Genomic DNA, 15,350 nt, shown 5'->3' on the forward strand with positions numbered 1-15,350 from the left:
TTTTTGCCGTGGTGGTGGAATTGGTAGACACGCTATCTTGAGGGGGTAGTGCTCTAGGGTGTGCGGGTTCGAGTCCCGCCCACGGCACCAATTAAGCAGTGAGCCCGGGTAACCGGGTGTATTATAGCCACTCAGTCTTGTATGAAGAGAATGATCTGGCTATAATCTCGCACGATTTCGGACGCGGGGTGGAGCAGCATGGTAGCTCGTCGGGCTCATAACCCGAAGGTCGTCGGTTCAAATCCGGCCCCCGCAACCAAATTTCACGCATTTCCTACGCTCAGGAAGGCGGTCGCTGCGAGGCGACAATCAGGGTAAAGCGCCAAGCCCCGATTTGACATCGGGGCTTTTTGTTATGTGCGATTTACTCTGAATCGATATCTATCTGGGCTATATGCCCTTTTTTTGTTTTTCGGAGGGTGACTTTGGCTACGTTGGAACAACGTTTGACCGATCTGCTCGAGGCTCCGGTCGTTGCCTTGGGTTTTGAACTTTGGGGTGTCGAGTTTATCCGTGCGGGTAAGCACTCGACCTTGCGCGTCTTCATCGACTCAGAGCAAGGCGTGACGGTGGAAGACTGTGCCGAGGTGAGCCGCCAGGTTGGCGCCATCATGGACGTTGAAGATCCCATCACCGAGGAGTATTACCTCGAGGTTTCCTCCCCGGGCCTGGATCGTCCGCTGTTCAAGGTTGCCCAGTTCGAAAAATACGTTGGCCAAGAGGCGGCGGTTTCGCTTCGGATGGCAACAAACAACCGCCGCAAGTTCAAAGGCGTAATCAAAGCTGTGCAGGGGGACATGGTCACCCTGACAGTAGATGGTAAGGACGAGGTGTTGGCTTTCACCAATATCCAAAAAGCGAACATAGTGCCGAACTTTGGTTAACGAGGCTATCGGATATGAATAAAGAGATTTTGCTGGTCGTTGACGCAGTGTCCAACGAGAAGGCTGTCCCCCGCGAGAAGATTTTCCAGGCTCTGGAGACTGCGCTGGCGACTGCGACCAAGAAAAAATACGAAGGCGAGATTGAAGTTCGGGTCGAGATCGATCGCAAGACCGGTGACTACGACACCTATCGCCGTTGGGTCGTGGTGGCCGATCAGGCTTCCATGGAGAACCCGTACGGGGAAATCACCCTCGAAGCCGCTCAGATCGAGCAGCCGGATATCCAGATCGGCGACTATGTTGAAGACCAGATTGACTCTGTGACCTTCGACCGCATCACCACCCAGACCGCCAAGCAGGTCATCGTGCAGAAAGTGCGCGAGGCCGAGCGTTCTCAAGTCGTTGACCAGTTCAAGGACAAGGAAGGCACCATCATCAGCGGCGTGGTCAAGAAGAGCAACCGCGACAACGTGATCCTGGATCTGGGCAGCAATGCCGAGGCCGTGATCTTCCGCGACGACATGCTGCCCCGTGAGACCTTCCGTCCCGGTGACCGCATCCGTGGCCTGCTCTATGCCGTCCGCCCGGAAGCCCGTGGTTCCCAGCTGTTCGTCAGCCGCTCCAGCCCGGACTTCCTGAAAGAGCTGTTCCGCATCGAAGTGCCGGAAATCGGTGAAGAGATGATCGAAATCATGGGCGCCGCCCGTGATCCGGGTTCCCGCGCCAAGATCGCGGTCAAGACCAACGATCGTCGTATCGACCCGATCGGTGCCTGTATCGGCATGCGCGGTGCCCGCGTTCAGGCCGTCTCCGCCGAGCTGAGTGGTGAGCGTGCCGACATCGTGCTGTACGATGACAACCCGGCCCAATACGTGATCAATGCCATGGCGCCTGCCGATGTGGCCTCCATCATCGTTGATGAAGACAACCACACCATGGACATCGCCGTGGAAGCCGCCAACCTGGCCCAGGCCATCGGTCGCAACGGTCAGAACGTGCGTCTGGCCTCCCAGCTGACCGGTTGGGAGCTGAACGTCATGACCGTCGAGGACATGCGTGCCAAGCACCAGGCCGAGAACGATCGCATCCTGACCCTGTTCACCAGCGCCCTGGACATCGACGACGATTTCGCCGGTCTGCTGATGGAAGAAGGTTTCTCCACCCTGGAAGAGATCGCCTTCGTACCCGTCAATGAGCTGCTGGCCATCGACGGTCTGGACGAAGACATGGTGGAAGAGCTGCGCAAGCGTGCCAAGGATGTCCTGACCACCAAGGCCCTGGCCAAAGAAGAATCCTTCGACGGCGTAGAGCCTTCCGAAGAACTGCTCAATCTCAACGGCCTTGGCCGTGAAATGGCGTATGCCCTGGCCGCTCGCGGCGTCGGCACCCTGGAAGATTTGGCAGAGCAAGGTATCGACGACCTTGCCGACATTGAAGAGCTGACCGCTGAGAAAGCCGGTGAGCTGATTATGGCTGCTCGCAATATCTGTTGGTTCGGAGAAGAGCAGTCTGAATAAGATCAAACGGAGGAAAATGAATGGCAGAAGTATCAGTCAAACAACTTGCCACTGACATCGACACGCCGGTTGATCGTCTTCTCCAGCAGTTTGTCGATGCCGGTATCAGCAAGAGCAAGGCCGACGACCTCGTCAGCGAGTCTGAGAAACAGACTCTGCTGGCTCACTTGAAAAAACAGCATGGAGGTGACGAGATCACCGCACCAGCCCGCATGACTTTGCAGCGCAAGACCAAGAGCACCCTGAGTGTTCAAGGGACTGGCGGCAAGAACAAGGAAGTGCAGGTTGAAGTGCGCAAGACTCGCACCTATGTAAAACGCTCGGCGCTGGAAGATGAACAGCGTCAGGCGGAAGCCGAGGAAAAAGCGCGTTTGGAAGCAGAAGAAAAAGCTCGTCACGAGGCCGAAAACAAGGCCCGTCTCGATGCTGAAGAGAAGGCTCGCCGTGAGGCTGAGCAGGCTCGTCGTGAAGCTGAGGAAAAGGCGCGGATCGAGGCACAATCAAAGGCTCGACAGGCTCCACAGCCCGCCAAAGTAGCCGCTAGCACAGCTCAGCAAGAGGCAGAAAAGATGGCCAAGCGCGAAGCAGAAGAACTGAAGCGCCAACAGGAACAAACCGCTTTGCAAAAAGCAGAAGAACTCGCCGCGAAGAAAGCCGAAGAGGCTCGCGTCATGGCGGAACAGAACGGCCCTCGCTGGGCTGAAGAAGAAGCTGCTCGTGCCAAAGAGAGCAGTGACTACCATCTGACCACCAACAAGCATGCGCAAGCCGCAGAAGACGAGTTGGACCGGAAGGAAGAGACCAGTCGTCGCACGGCTGCTGCAGCTGTCAAGGCCCCGAAAAAGGCCACTCGCCGCGAAGACGACCGTGACTCCCGCAACCCCCGTGCTCGCAAAGGCAAGCGCGGCAAGGTCGCCATGCCCAACGCCATGAAGCACGGCTTCAACAAGCCTGCCGCCGTGGTGAACCGTGACGTCGTCATCGGCGAGACCATCACAGTGGCCGAGCTGGCCAACAAGATGGCCGTCAAGGGTGTCGAAGTCATCAAGGCGATGATGAAGATGGGCGCCATGGCGACCATCAACCAGGTGATCGATCAGGAGACCGCTCAGCTGGTCGCCGAGGAGATGGGTCACAAGGTATTGCTGCGTCGTGAGAACGAGCTGGAAGAGGCGGTACTGTCCGATCGTGACGAGACCTCCGAAGCCAAGCCGCGCGCGCCAGTCGTGACCATCATGGGTCACGTCGACCACGGCAAGACCTCGCTGCTGGATTACATCCGTAAAGCCAAGGTTGCCGCTGGCGAAGCCGGTGGTATTACCCAGCACATCGGTGCCTACCACGTCGAGACCGACAGTGGCATGATCACCTTCCTGGATACCCCGGGTCACGCTGCGTTTACCTCCATGCGTGCTCGTGGTGCCAAGTCGACCGATATCGTCGTTCTGGTTGTTGCTGCCGATGACGGCGTCATGCCGCAGACCATCGAAGCCATCCAGCACGCCAAGGCGGCAGAAGTGCCCATCGTGGTTGCGGTCAACAAGATCGACAAGCCTGAAGCGGATCCGGATCGCGTCAAAACCGAGCTGGCCCGTTACAACGTCATGTCCGAAGACTGGGGTGGCGACAGCCAGTTCGTTCACGTCTCCGCCAAGTCTGGCGAAGGCATCGATGACCTGCTGGAAGCCATCCTGATCCAGTCCGAAGTGCTGGAGTTGAAAGCGGTTGTCGATGGCATGGCCAGCGGCGTCGTGATCGAATCCTTCCTGGACAAGGGTCGTGGTCCGGTTGCTACCGTGCTGGTACAAGAAGGTACTCTGCGCCAGGGCGACATCGTACTCTGTGGTCTGGAATACGGTCGTATCCGTGCCATGCGTGACGAGCTGGGTCGCGAAATCAAGGAAGCGGGTCCGTCCCTGCCGGTGGAAATCCTGGGTCTGTCCGGGGTGCCGTCTGCTGGTGATGAAGCCACCGTTGTACGTGACGAGAAGAAGGCCCGTGAAGTGGCACTCTATCGTCAGGGCAAGTTCCGCGACGTCAAGCTGGCTCGCCAGCAGAAGGCCAAGCTGGAAAACATGTTCGCCAACATGACCGAGGGCGAAGTGTCCGAAGTGAACGTGGTGATCAAGGCCGACGTACAGGGTTCGGTGCAAGCTATCTGCGATGCGCTGGTGCAGCTCTCTACCGACGAAGTTAAGGTCAAGATCGTGGGCTCGGGTGTCGGTGGCATCACCGAAACCGATGCTACCCTGGCGGCTGCTTCCAGCGCCATCCTGGTGGGCTTCAACGTCCGTGCCGACGCTTCTGCGCGCAAGGTCATCGAGTCCGAGAGCCTGGATCTGCGTTACTACTCCGTCATCTATGATTTGATCGACGAAGTGAAGCAGGCCATGAGCGGCAAGCTGGCCCCTGAGTATCGTCAGGAGATCATCGGTCTGGCTGAAGTCCGTAGCGTCTTCAAGTCACCGAAGTTCGGCGCCGTTGCCGGCTGTATGGTCACCGAAGGTGTGGTCAAGCGTTCCAACCGTATTCGCGTTCTGCGTGACAACGTGGTTATCTATGAAGGCGAGCTGGAATCCCTGCGTCGCTTCAAGGATGACGTCAACGAGGTCCGCAACGGTTACGAGTGTGGTATCGCGGTCAAGAACTACAACGACGTACGCGAAGGCGACCAGATCGAAGTTTACGAGACCATTGAAATTCAACGGACTCTGTAAGCCGACAGTTAGACAAAATAGGGGGCTGCGGCCCCCTTTTATCGCAGGATAGAATATGGCCAGAGAATTCAGCCGGACCCGTCGGGTCGGGCAGCAGATCCAGCGTGAAATCGCGCTGATCCTGCAGCGCGAGGTGAAAGACCCGCGCATCGGCATGGTGACCGTCTCCGACGTGGAAGTGTCCAAGGACCTCAACTATGCCAAGATTTACGTCACCTTCCTGCAGCTGGAGAATGACGCCGAGCGCATCGCGGAAGGGCTCAAGGGCCTGACCGAGGCGGCCGGTTACATTCGCAGCCTGCTTGGCAGCGCCATGCGTCTGCGGGTGGTGCCTGAGCTGCGTTTCTACTACGACCAGACCCTGGTCGAGGGGATGCGCCTCTCCAACCTGGTGACCAACACTGTGCGTGAAGACAAGCGTCGCATGACCGAAGCCGGTCGTGAAGAAGACGAAGCCGCACCGGATGATACTACTGAGGACAAAGCCTGAGATGTCTCGAAGACGTCGTTTCAAGGGCCGTGACGTACACGGTATCCTGCTGCTGGACAAGCCGACCGGTCTGACTTCCAACGATGTGTTGCAGAAGGTCAAGCGGATATACAACGCGGCCAAGGCCGGCCACACCGGCGCCCTGGATCCCCTGGCGACCGGCATGTTGCCGATCTGCCTCGGTGAGGCCACCAAGTTCTCCCAGTATCTGCTGGAGGCGGACAAGCGCTATGAGGTGACCGCCAAGCTGGGCGAGCGCACCAACACCAGCGACTCCGACGGCGAGGTGGTCTCCACCCGTCCGGTGAACGTGGCCGTGGGTACCCTGATCGAGGCGCTGGACCAGTTCCGTGGCCCCATCATGCAGGTGCCGTCCATGTACTCTGCCCTCAAGCACAACGGTCGTCCGCTCTACGAGTACGCCCGTGAAGGCATCGAGATCGAGCGGGAAGCCCGCCCCATCACCGTATTCGAGCTCAAACTGCTGAGTTTCGAAGGGGATGAGGTGCGCCTCGAGGTGCATTGCAGCAAGGGCACCTACATCCGCTCCCTGGTGGACGATCTCGGCGAAGTGCTGGGCTGTGGCGCCCACGTCACCCAGCTGCGTCGCACCCAGGTGGCCAGCTACCCCTACGAGCGGATGCTGACCCTGGATCAACTCGAGTGTATCTTCGAGCAGGCCAAGGCCGAGAGCATCCCGCCGCGGGAGCAGCTGGATCCCCTGCTGCTGCCGATGGATACCGCAGTGGCGTCCCTGCCCGAGGTGAACATGCTGACGGCCGTGGCCGCCTATGTGAACCAGGGCCAGGCCGTGCAGGTGGCAGGTGCGCCGCAAAGCGGCCAGGTCCGCATGACGGTCGGTCCTGAGCGCGAGTTCATCGGCGTCGGCGAGATCGACGACGAAGGGCGGGTCGCCCCCAAGCGGCTGGTGCGTTATCACGACGATAACAACGAGGAGTGATCCTCTGGCGGTATCGCCCTGGCTCACCGGCCGGGGCGCGTGCAGCTCGTTCCTCTTTATCGTTGCGAAAAGGGGCGGCTGCGATTATGATACCGCCCTCATTTCACGGCTGAATTAGAGATTGGCTGTGAACCTTTAAACACTCTACTGGAGTAATACCATGTCTCTAAATGCTGAGATCAAAGCTTCCATCGTTGCTGACAACGCTCGTTGCGCCAACGACACCGGTTCCCCCGAAGTGCAGGTTGCCCTGCTGACTGCCCAGATCAACCATCTGCAAGGTCACTTCAAGGAGCACTCCAAGGATCACCACGGTCGTCGCGGTCTGCTGCGCATGGTTTCCCAGCGTCGTAAGCTGCTGGACTACCTGAAGCGTAAAGACGTTCAGCGTTACGCTGCTCTGATCGCCAAGCTGGGTCTGCGTCGTTAATCGACCATCAGATTTCGCGAAAAAGGGGAACCGTGAGGTTCCCCTTTTTTATGGATCATTTTTATCGCGCGGCAAACCGTTGCCTGCCTCACAGAATGCGCGCCACCGCTTACCTTTTGATGCGAATCAAGTATACTTGCACGCGAATTTAAAGCGCCAAATTGTAAAAAGGAAATTCACGTGAATCCTATTGTAAAGTCATTCCAGTACGGTCAACACACCGTCACCCTGGAAACCGGTGTGATGGCCCGTCAAGCCACTGCGGCCGTCATGGTCAGCATGGACGATACCTGCGTATTTGTGACCGTCGTCGGCAAGAAAGAGGCCGATCACGGCCGTGATTTCTTCCCGCTGACCGTCAACTACCAGGAGCGTACCTATGCTGCTGGTCGTATCCCGGGTGGTTTCTTCCGTCGTGAAGGCCGTCCGAGCGAAGGTGAGACCCTCATCTCCCGCCTGATCGACCGTCCTATTCGTCCGCTGTTCCCGGAAGGCTTCCTCAATGAGGTTCAGGTGGTTGCCACCGTCATGTCCGTGAACCCGGCCGTGTCCCCCGACATCGTTGCCATGATCGGTGCCTCTGCTGCCCTGGCCATCTCTGGTATCCCGTTCGGCGGCCCGATTGCTGCTGCCCGCGTGGGTTACATGAACGGCCAGTACGTGCTGAACCCGACCACCACCGAACTGCCCCAGAGCGATCTGGATCTGGTGGTTGCCGGTACAGCCAACGCCGTGCTGATGGTGGAATCCGAAGCGGCCATCCTCTCCGAAGAGGTGATGCTGGGCGCCGTGGTCTATGGCCACGAGCAGATGCAGGTGGTGATCAACGCCATCAACGAATTCGCCGCCGACGTGGGTACCCAGCCGTGGGACTGGACCCCGCCTGCCGTCAACGAAGCGCTGAAAGCCAAGGTTGCCGAGCTGGCCACCGCCGAACTGGGTGAAGCCTACCGCATCACCGAGAAGGCCGTGCGTTACGCCGCCATCGGTGCCATCAAGTCCCGTGTGGTCGAGCAGGTCATCGCCTCCGGCGTGGAAGAAGATGCCAAGAAGATCGGCGAAGAGTTCCACAGCCTGGAAAGCCGCATCGTCCGTGGCCGTGTGGTCCGTGGCGAGCCGCGCATCGATGGTCGCGATCCGGAAATGATCCGCGCCCTGTCCGTTGGCACCGGCATCCTGCCCCGTGCTCACGGCTCCGCCCTGTTCACTCGTGGTGAGACTCAGGCCATCGTGGTTGCGACCCTGGGTACCGAGCGTGACGCCCAGAACATCGACGAGCTGGCCGGCCACCGTGCCGACCGCTTCATGCTGCACTACAACTTCCCGCCGTACTGCGTCGGCGAGACCGGCATGATGGGTAGCCCCAAGCGTCGTGAAATCGGTCACGGTCGTCTGGCCAAGCGCGGCGTTGCTGCCGTGATGCCGAGCGCCGCCGAGTTCCCGTACGTGGTGCGCGTGGTGTCTGAAATCACCGAATCCAACGGTTCCTCCTCCATGGCCTCCGTCTGTGGTTCCTCCCTGGCGCTGATGGACGCGGGTGTGCCGATCAAGGCCTCCGTTGCCGGTATCGCCATGGGTCTGGTGAAGGAAGAAGAAGGTTTCGTCGTGCTGTCCGACATCCTGGGTGACGAAGATCACCTGGGCGACATGGACTTCAAGGTAGCCGGTACTACCCAGGGTATCACCGCGCTGCAGATGGACATCAAGATCGAAGGCATCACCAAAGAGATCATGGAGATTGCCCTCAAGCAAGCCCGTGGCGCTCGCCTGCACATCCTGAAAGTGATGGACGAAGCCATCCAGGCGCCCCGTGCCGAGATCTCCGATTTCGCCCCGCGCATCCACACCATCAAGATCAATCCTGAGAAGATCAAGGATGTCATCGGCAAGGGCGGTTCCGTGATCCGTGCCCTGACCGAAGAGACCGGCACCAACATCGAGCTGGATGATGACGGTACAGTCCGCATCTCCGCCGTTGCCAACGAAGCCGCCATGGAAGCCATCCGTCGCATCGAGGCCATCACCGCCGAGATCGAAGTGAACCGCATCTATGAAGGCAAGGTTGTGCGTCTGGCCGATTTCGGCGCCTTCGTCAATATCCTGCCGGGTAAAGACGGTCTGGTACACATCTCCCAGATCACCGATGCCCGCGTGCAGAACGTGGCCGACTTCCTGAAGATCGGTGACGTTGTGAAGGTGAAGGTACTGGAAGTGGACCGTCAGGGCCGCGTGCGTCTCTCCATCAAGGAAGCGAATGCACCGACCGAAGCCGCCGCCCCGGTTGCCGACGTGGCCGTTGCCGAAGAGCCGGCTGCCGAATAAGGCATCCGCTCTGTGAAAAGCCGACCTCAGGGTCGGCTTTTTTGTGCCTGTCTGCCTGAGGGGACCAGGGAGAAGAGGCCTTGTTCCTTTTGGCGCCAGTTGCTATAAGGGACGACTCGCCGTCACGTTGTCAAAAGGAAGTGCAGCATGTCATGGGCCTATCTCAGGCAGTTTCCCCCGCTAGTCTGGATCGTCATCCTGGGCACCTTCATGGTGCGCACCACCTTCTTCATGGTCTGGCCCTTTCTCTCCATCCTGCTCTACCGCGACTATGGCCTCTCGGCGACCCTGATCGGCCTCATCCTGGGGGCCACGGCGGCCCTCTCCACCCTGGTCAGCTTCTACGGCGGCTGGCTGTCGGACAAGTGGGGGAGGCGCAACATACTGCTGTTTGGTTGCCTGGTGTCCGCCCTGAGCGTCGCCCTGCTCGGCCTCTCCCATCAGGTGATCTGGCTGGCGATGGGGGTGATCGGCAGCGGGCTCTCCTACGGGCTCATCGACTCGCCGGGCAAGGCGCTGATGGCCGATAGCCTGGCCGAGCCCAAAGCCCGCGAGTTGGCACTGCACCTGCGCTATTTTCTGCTCAACCTGGGGGCGGCCATAGGTCCCCTGCTCGGGGTCAGCTACGGCCTGAGCGCACGCCAAGAGACCTTCCTGCTGCTCAGTGTCAGCTATCTGCTGCTCGGCTTCATCTTCTTCGTCGGTTTTCGACTGGCCGCCTGTCAGCCAAGCCATGCCGCCGGTCCGGGCATGCGCGCCGTGCTGCGGGTGCTTTGGCAGGACAGGGGCTTCTTGCTGCTGACCCTGGCGAACGTGCTGCTGATGCTGGTCTATGTCCAGTTCGAGTCACCGCTCATCCAGTATCTGACCCGAGCCGGTACCCCTGAGGTGGAGCGGCTCATCGGCTGGCTGGTGAGCATCAATGCGCTGACCATAGTGATACTGCAGTTCCCCTTGCTGCACCTGACGGCCCGCTGGCCCACCAAGCGCCGGCTGCAACTCGGGGTGGCGCTCTTTCTCGGTGCCCAGTTGCTGTTTGCCCTCGGAAACACCGCCATCTGGTGGCACTGGATAGTGGCGGTGATCCTGCTGAGCGTCGGCGAGTGCATCCTGTTCCCCTTGCTCAACGTGCTGATCGATCAGATGGCCCCGAGTCATCTGAAGGGGAGCTATTTCGGGGCGGCCTCCATGTCCGGGCTCGGGGTCGCCATCGGCGCCCTGCTGGGGGGCTGGATCCTGGCCAACTGGGGAGGTGGCTGGCTCTATGCCCTCATGGCTCTGCTCTGCCTGGTGATCCTGATGCTCTATGGCTTGAGCACCCGGATCCCGCGCCCGGCGCTGGCCCGGGCCGAGCCCTGATCCCTAGAAGGTCAGCACCTTGTCGGCCGCCAGGGTCCACTGGGCCAGCAGGGGCAGGGTGCCTATCTCTATGCCCTCGATAAGTGGCAGGGAGCTGATGCCCCGGGCGTCCGTGCAGCTCTTGCAAAGCCGGATGACGGTGCCCTGTGCCAGCAGGATCTCCAGCATCTGGCGCAGGTTGTAACCCTCGGCGGGGGATTGGCCCGCCAGGGCGGCGCCGACGGCATCGGACATCAGGAATATCTTCAGGATGACGCCTTCCTGCTCGTTGAGGGCTATCCCCAGACGCAGGGCATTGAACAGGGACTCGCTGCCATAGGGGGCGCCGTTGGCGATGATGAGGATCTCTTGTTTCATGGGACTCTCCGGGTTGAAAGGGGCATTGTAGCGTCGCCAGCTTGGCGGCGGCATGACCCAGTGCAAACTCTGTCGTAGCCCTTTCCCTGTGCCTTGACCTCGGGAGATGAGTCAGGTTTCATAGGCGGCCATCCAGTATGACAGAGCAAAGAGGTCGTTATGTGGAAGATTGCCGGAATAGGATTATTGCTGTTGGCCGGACAGGCTTATGGCAGTGAAAACGTCGGCTGCAAGGCCAGGCATCAGGCGGTGACCGAGCAGCTGAGCTTCGCCCGGGCGCACGATAACGCGCAGCAGGTGGCGGGCCTGGAGCAGGCCCTGCGCAACATCGAGACCCATTGCACCGATGCCGGGCTCGTCGAGGAGCAGCAAGAGAAGGTCGCCAAGCAGAAGCAAGAGGTGGAGGAGCGCCTGGCGGATCTGCAGAGCGCCCGGGTCTCGGGCAAGCCGGACAAGATCGCCAAGAAGCAGGCCAAGCTGGAGGCATCCCAGGCCGAGCTGCTGGAGGCCCAGCGCGAGCTTGAGGCGCTGCAGAAACTGATCAAGCCCTGACCGGGCTGCAGCGCAATAGAAAAAGCCGGGCATGCCCGGCTTTTTCTATTTCTGGATGACCCGCAGGTCCGGCATTACTGCCTGTGCATCAGCACAAACTTGTCCATCAGCTGCTCTTCGGTCTCCACCATATGGACAGGATCCCGGAGGATACAGTCAGTGAGTCGAAGACGCTGATGCCGGTTTACTGCCTGTGCATCAGCACAAACTTGTCCATCAGCTGCTCTTCGGTCTCCACCATATGGACAGGATCCCGGAGGATACGGTCAGTGAGTCGAAGACGCTGATGCCGGTTTACTGCCTGTGCATCAGCACAAACTTGTCCATCAGTTGCTCTTCGGTCTCCACGTGGGCGGGATCCCAGATGATGCAATCGATGGGGCAGACGCTGATGCAGGTGGGCTTCTCATAGTGGCCGACGCACTCGGTGCAGCGACTGGGATCTATCTCGTAGATCTTGTCCCCCAGGCTGATGGCCTGGTTCGGACACTCGGGATCGCACATGTCACAGTTGATGCACTTGTCGGTGATGAGCAGCGCCATCTCAGGCCGCCGAGTGCGGCTGGCGGGTGTCCTGACGATCGCCCAGATTGCGCAGCAGTATGCCGTAGTTGATGTCGATCTCTTTCGGGACAGGCACATAGACCACGTGGCCGTTGCCCGGCGCCGTGTCGATGAGCTCCCCCTTGCGGTTCTGCATCTGCTCCAGGTTGAAGCTGACATTGCCCTGCGGCGTCATCAGCTCCAGGCTGTTGCCCACCAGGAACTTGTTCTTCACTTCCACTTCCACCATGTCGCCCTGGCGACCGGTGATCTCGCCGACGAACTGCTGGGTGTCGGAGACGGAGTAGCCGTAGTCGTAGTTCTGGTACTCGCTGTGGTTGTGGCGGCGCAGGAAGCCCTCGGTGTAGCCACGGTGGGCCAGGTTCTCGAGGGTGCCCATCAGGGTCGGATCGAACGGGCGACCGGCGACCGCATCGTCGATGGCCTTGCGATAGACCTGGGCGGTGCGGGCGCAGTAGTAGAAGGACTTGGTGCGGCCTTCAATTTTCAGCGAATGCACGCCCATCTTGGTCAGGCGCTCCACGTGCTCGACGGCGCGCAGGTCCTTGGAGTTCATGATGTAGGTGCCGTGCTCGTCCTCGAACGCCGTCATGTACTCGCCGGGACGGTTGGACTCTTCCAGCAGCACCAGGGCATCGCTCGGCTTGCCGAGCCCCAGGGTGTTGTCCGGGCGCACGGCGATGGGCTCCTGACGGTGCACAATCTGGCCCACGTCATCTTCCTTGCCCTCGTGCACCTTGTACTCCCAGCGGCAGGAGTTGGTGCAGGTACCCTGGTTGGGGTCGCGCTTGTTGATGTAGCCGGAGAGCAGGCAGCGGCCCGAGTAGGCCATGCACAGCGCCCCGTGGACGAAGACTTCCAGCTCCATTTCCGGCACCTGCATGCGGATCTCTTCGATCTCGTCTAGAGATAGCTCGCGCGACAGGATGGCGCGGGTCAGGCCCATCTGATGCCAGAACTTCACCGTGGCCCAGTTGACCGCGTTGGCCTGTACCGAGAGGTGGATGGGCATATCCGGGAAGGCTTCGCGCATCATCATGATGAGACCGGGGTCTGACATGATGAGCGCATCCGGCTTCATGTCCACCACGGGGCGCATGTCGCGGATGAAGGTCTTGAGCTTGGAGTTGTGGGGCTGGATGTTGGCCACCACATAGAACTGCTTGCCCAGTGCATGGGCCTCGTTGATGCCGAGCTGCAGATTCTCGTGATCGAATTCATTGTTGCGCACCCGCAGGCTGTAGCGCGGCTGGCCCGCATAGACGGCGTCGGCGCCATAGGCATAGGCGTAACGCATATTCTTGAGGGTCCCGGCGGGGGAGAGCAATTCTGGTCTGAACATGTTGGACTCTTTCTGTCTGATTGCAAATCAGGACGGCGCCACCTGATGGCGCCGTATAGGGTCATCGGCATGGTGCGACCGTACTCGACGCACGGCCACCCGATGAGGTACACCCAGAGCACGAGATGACTCGATACTCCTGATAAAAGGGGTGCGAGATTGTACTCGTGACGGCGCCATCATGCAATTTGGGGCTAGGGTGGCGGGCCGGATGCATGTTCATTTTGCGCTCAGATTGGCGATGTTAGGCTGACAGGCACCCGATACGGTCGATTGTTGGGGGGGAGAATGGATCTTTTCCGCGAAAAAGCCCCCTCTTCAAGTTGAAATTTTGTCCGACTCGGGAAAGAATGCGCGCTCGGTATTGGCCTCGGGCGAGCGCTACTCGTGACAAGGGACAGACCGAGGATGAACCGGCTTCAGGCCAACAGGTACAGGAAACCATACAGGAATTTTATGAATCCCCTTCGCATTGCCGCTTCGGCCCTTTTTTGCACTCTGACCCTGGTCAGCCAGCAGGCCGCCGCCGTTGAATACGCGCTGCCAGCCGCCAACAGCCGTCTGATCGGTGAGAACCAGGAATACGTGGTGCCCGCCGACAACCGTCCGCTGGAGCAGATCGCCGCCGACTTCCAGCTGGGCCTGACCAACATCATGGAAGCGAACCCGGGCGTCGACCCCTATCTGCCAACGCCGGGCAGCAAGCTGACCATTCCGCATCAGCTGATCCTGCCGAATGCACCGCGCGAGGGGATCGTCATCAACGTGGCCGAGATGCGTCTCTACTACTACCCGAAAGGCAAGAACGTGGTGCAGGTGCTGCCCATCGGCATCGGCCAGCTGGGGGTCAACACCCCGGAGAACTGGATCACCAAGGTGGAGCGCAAGCGCGCCAACCCGACCTGGACCCCGACCGAGAACATCCGTCGCCGCTACGCCGCCCAGGGCAAGACACTGCCTGCGGTCTGGCCGGCCGGTCCGGACAACCCCATGGGCCTGCACGCCCTCTATATCGGCAACCTCTATGCCATCCACGGCACCAACGCCACCTTCGGCATAGGTCTGCGGGTGAGCAGCGGTTGCGTGCGTCTGCGCGCCGATGACATCAAGTACCTGTTCGACAACGTGCCGGTCGGTACCCGCGTCCAGTTCGTCAACCAGCCGGTCAAGACCACGGTCGAGCCGGATGGCGGTCGTTACATGGAAGTGCACGAGCCGCTGTCGCGCACCGAGGAGGAGTTCAACTCCACCGCCTCTGTGCCGCTCCCGATGACTCCGGCCACCACCCGCTTCATCGCCCACATGGACAGCGACTCCAATGTGGTCAAGCAGGTGCTGGAACAGCGTACCGGCATGCCGACTCGCCTCAATCCTGAAGCCTGATCGCTTCTGATAGGTGTCAGGTAACAATAACGGCGACCCCAGGGTCGCCGTTATTGTTTATGTGGCTCAAGGGGCGGGCGGGGCATAGAGGGCCAGCCAGTTGCCTTCGGTATCCTCTATGATGACCCGGGAGCCGTGGCCGCTGCCGATGGAGTGCAGGGGTTCGAGCACCCGTCCGCCGAGCCGGGGAACCAGCTGCTCAGCCTCCTGCAACCTGTCACCCAGGGAGAGATAGATGAGGGGACCGGCGCCACCGGGCTGGTGGTATTTGTCCATGGGGCCGAGACAGGCCGCCGCGTTGCTGCCATCGTAGCGCAGCATGGCAAAACGCATCTCCTCCTCCTGTATGGGGGTGACCTGCACATCGAGCAGGGCCGAGTAGAAGTCCATGGCGCGATCCAGATCCCGTGTCGGAATGTCGGCCCAGACCAGGGTGTTGTCCATCTTCGTATTCTCCAGCAATATCCGGCCG

At 60.1% G+C, this 15,350-nt stretch carries 14 protein-coding genes and 2 tRNA genes; 12 read left to right on the forward strand and 4 right to left on the reverse strand.

Translation table 11 applies throughout. The features are described 5' to 3' along the window. Nucleotides 1-5 precede the first annotated feature (5 nt). From OC537_RS01105 to OC537_RS01150, 10 genes are all read left to right on the forward strand, one after another. Nucleotides 6-90: transfer RNA gene (locus OC537_RS01105), tRNA-Leu, on the forward strand. 92 nt (nucleotides 91-182) lie between these two features. Beyond that, a tRNA-Met gene (locus OC537_RS01110) sits at nucleotides 183-259 on the forward strand. Between the two features lie 166 nt (nucleotides 260-425). Further along, nucleotides 426-884, forward strand: a complete 459-nt coding sequence (rimP, locus tag OC537_RS01115; protein WP_106887615.1) for a ribosome maturation factor RimP — start codon at nucleotides 426-428, stop codon at nucleotides 882-884. Between the two features lie 14 nt (nucleotides 885-898). Next, complete coding sequence (gene nusA / locus OC537_RS01120; protein ID WP_106887614.1) at nucleotides 899-2,401, forward strand: transcription termination factor NusA; 1,503 nt, start codon at nucleotides 899-901, stop codon at nucleotides 2,399-2,401. A gap of 20 nt (nucleotides 2,402-2,421) precedes the next feature. Next, nucleotides 2,422-5,118, forward strand: coding sequence for a translation initiation factor IF-2 (gene infB, locus OC537_RS01125; RefSeq protein ID WP_106887613.1), 2,697 nt, complete (start codon nucleotides 2,422-2,424; stop codon nucleotides 5,116-5,118). A 55-nt stretch (nucleotides 5,119-5,173) separates the two neighbouring features. Beyond that, nucleotides 5,174-5,608, forward strand: a complete 435-nt coding sequence (gene rbfA / locus OC537_RS01130; protein WP_005326642.1) for a 30S ribosome-binding factor RbfA — start codon at nucleotides 5,174-5,176, stop codon at nucleotides 5,606-5,608. Nucleotide 5,609: 1 nt separating this feature from the next. Next, complete coding sequence (gene truB / locus OC537_RS01135; protein ID WP_262108626.1) at nucleotides 5,610-6,569, forward strand: tRNA pseudouridine(55) synthase TruB; 960 nt, start codon at nucleotides 5,610-5,612, stop codon at nucleotides 6,567-6,569. A 160-nt stretch (nucleotides 6,570-6,729) separates the two neighbouring features. Beyond that, nucleotides 6,730-6,999 carry a 30S ribosomal protein S15 gene (rpsO, locus tag OC537_RS01140; protein WP_005326646.1) on the forward strand — a complete coding sequence of 90 codons (270 nt, stop codon included), beginning with the start codon at nucleotides 6,730-6,732 and terminating at the stop codon, nucleotides 6,997-6,999. Between the two features lie 180 nt (nucleotides 7,000-7,179). Then, complete coding sequence (pnp, locus tag OC537_RS01145) at nucleotides 7,180-9,321, forward strand: polyribonucleotide nucleotidyltransferase (protein ID WP_106887611.1); 2,142 nt, start codon at nucleotides 7,180-7,182, stop codon at nucleotides 9,319-9,321. A gap of 147 nt (nucleotides 9,322-9,468) precedes the next feature. Further along, on the forward strand, nucleotides 9,469-10,680 hold the full coding sequence (locus OC537_RS01150; protein WP_262108633.1) for an MDR family MFS transporter: 1,212 nt from the start codon (nucleotides 9,469-9,471) through the stop codon (nucleotides 10,678-10,680). A gap of 3 nt (nucleotides 10,681-10,683) precedes the next feature. Here OC537_RS01150 and OC537_RS01155 read toward each other — a convergent pair whose 3' ends face one another. Continuing rightward, nucleotides 10,684-11,037: a DsrE/DsrF/TusD sulfur relay family protein gene (locus OC537_RS01155; protein WP_106887609.1), complete on the reverse strand. Its 354-nt coding sequence runs from the start codon at nucleotides 11,035-11,037 to the stop codon at nucleotides 10,684-10,686. Between the two features lie 159 nt (nucleotides 11,038-11,196). On the opposite strand from OC537_RS01155, the gene OC537_RS01160 reads away from it, so the two are divergent. Continuing rightward, on the forward strand, nucleotides 11,197-11,589 hold the full coding sequence (locus OC537_RS01160; protein ID WP_171275619.1) for a DUF1090 domain-containing protein: 393 nt from the start codon (nucleotides 11,197-11,199) through the stop codon (nucleotides 11,587-11,589). A 294-nt stretch (nucleotides 11,590-11,883) separates the two neighbouring features. Here OC537_RS01160 and OC537_RS01165 read toward each other — a convergent pair whose 3' ends face one another. Further along, entirely contained in the window at nucleotides 11,884-12,132 is a 249-nt protein-coding gene (locus OC537_RS01165; protein WP_139745512.1) for a YfhL family 4Fe-4S dicluster ferredoxin, read from the reverse strand. A 1-nt stretch (nucleotide 12,133) separates the two neighbouring features. Then, nucleotides 12,134-13,495 carry a tRNA 5-hydroxyuridine modification protein YegQ gene (gene yegQ, locus OC537_RS01170; RefSeq protein WP_033130937.1) on the reverse strand — a complete coding sequence of 454 codons (1,362 nt, stop codon included), beginning with the start codon at nucleotides 13,493-13,495 and terminating at the stop codon, nucleotides 12,134-12,136. Between the two features lie 456 nt (nucleotides 13,496-13,951). Here yegQ and OC537_RS01175 point away from each other — a divergent pair, with 456 nt between their 5' ends. Further along, a complete protein-coding gene (locus OC537_RS01175; RefSeq protein WP_005326662.1) occupies nucleotides 13,952-14,878 on the forward strand; it encodes a L,D-transpeptidase family protein in 927 nt (308 codons plus the stop codon). A gap of 66 nt (nucleotides 14,879-14,944) precedes the next feature. On the opposite strand, the gene OC537_RS01180 is transcribed toward OC537_RS01175, so the two are convergent. After that, nucleotides 14,945-15,340, reverse strand: coding sequence for a VOC family protein (locus OC537_RS01180; RefSeq protein WP_162519240.1), 396 nt, complete (start codon nucleotides 15,338-15,340; stop codon nucleotides 14,945-14,947). Nucleotides 15,341-15,350 lie beyond the last annotated feature (10 nt).

The sequence above is a fragment of the Aeromonas sp. Marseille-Q5825 genome (assembly GCF_946892685.1).
GTDB lineage: Bacteria > Pseudomonadota > Gammaproteobacteria > Enterobacterales > Aeromonadaceae > Aeromonas > Aeromonas rivipollensis.

Bases quoted from the DNA above. Each gene is read 5' to 3' on its own strand.
- nusA (WP_106887614.1), top strand. From the start codon at position 899: ATGAATAAAGAGATTTTGCTGGTCGTTGACGCAGTGTCCAACGAGAAG.
- infB (WP_106887613.1), top strand. From the start codon at position 2,422: ATGGCAGAAGTATCAGTCAAACAACTTGCCACTGACATCGACACGCCG.
- rbfA (WP_005326642.1), top strand. From the start codon at position 5,174: ATGGCCAGAGAATTCAGCCGGACCCGTCGGGTCGGGCAGCAGATCCAG.
- truB (WP_262108626.1), top strand. From the start codon at position 5,610: ATGTCTCGAAGACGTCGTTTCAAGGGCCGTGACGTACACGGTATCCTG.
- rpsO (WP_005326646.1), top strand. From the start codon at position 6,730: ATGTCTCTAAATGCTGAGATCAAAGCTTCCATCGTTGCTGACAACGCT.
- OC537_RS01150 (WP_262108633.1), top strand. From the start codon at position 9,469: ATGTCATGGGCCTATCTCAGGCAGTTTCCCCCGCTAGTCTGGATCGTC.
- OC537_RS01155 (WP_106887609.1), bottom strand. From the start codon at position 11,037: ATGAAACAAGAGATCCTCATCATCGCCAACGGCGCCCCCTATGGCAGC.
- OC537_RS01160 (WP_171275619.1), top strand. From the start codon at position 11,197: ATGTGGAAGATTGCCGGAATAGGATTATTGCTGTTGGCCGGACAGGCT.
- OC537_RS01165 (WP_139745512.1), bottom strand. From the start codon at position 12,132: ATGGCGCTGCTCATCACCGACAAGTGCATCAACTGTGACATGTGCGAT.
- yegQ (WP_033130937.1), bottom strand. From the start codon at position 13,495: ATGTTCAGACCAGAATTGCTCTCCCCCGCCGGGACCCTCAAGAATATG.
- OC537_RS01175 (WP_005326662.1), top strand. From the start codon at position 13,952: ATGAATCCCCTTCGCATTGCCGCTTCGGCCCTTTTTTGCACTCTGACC.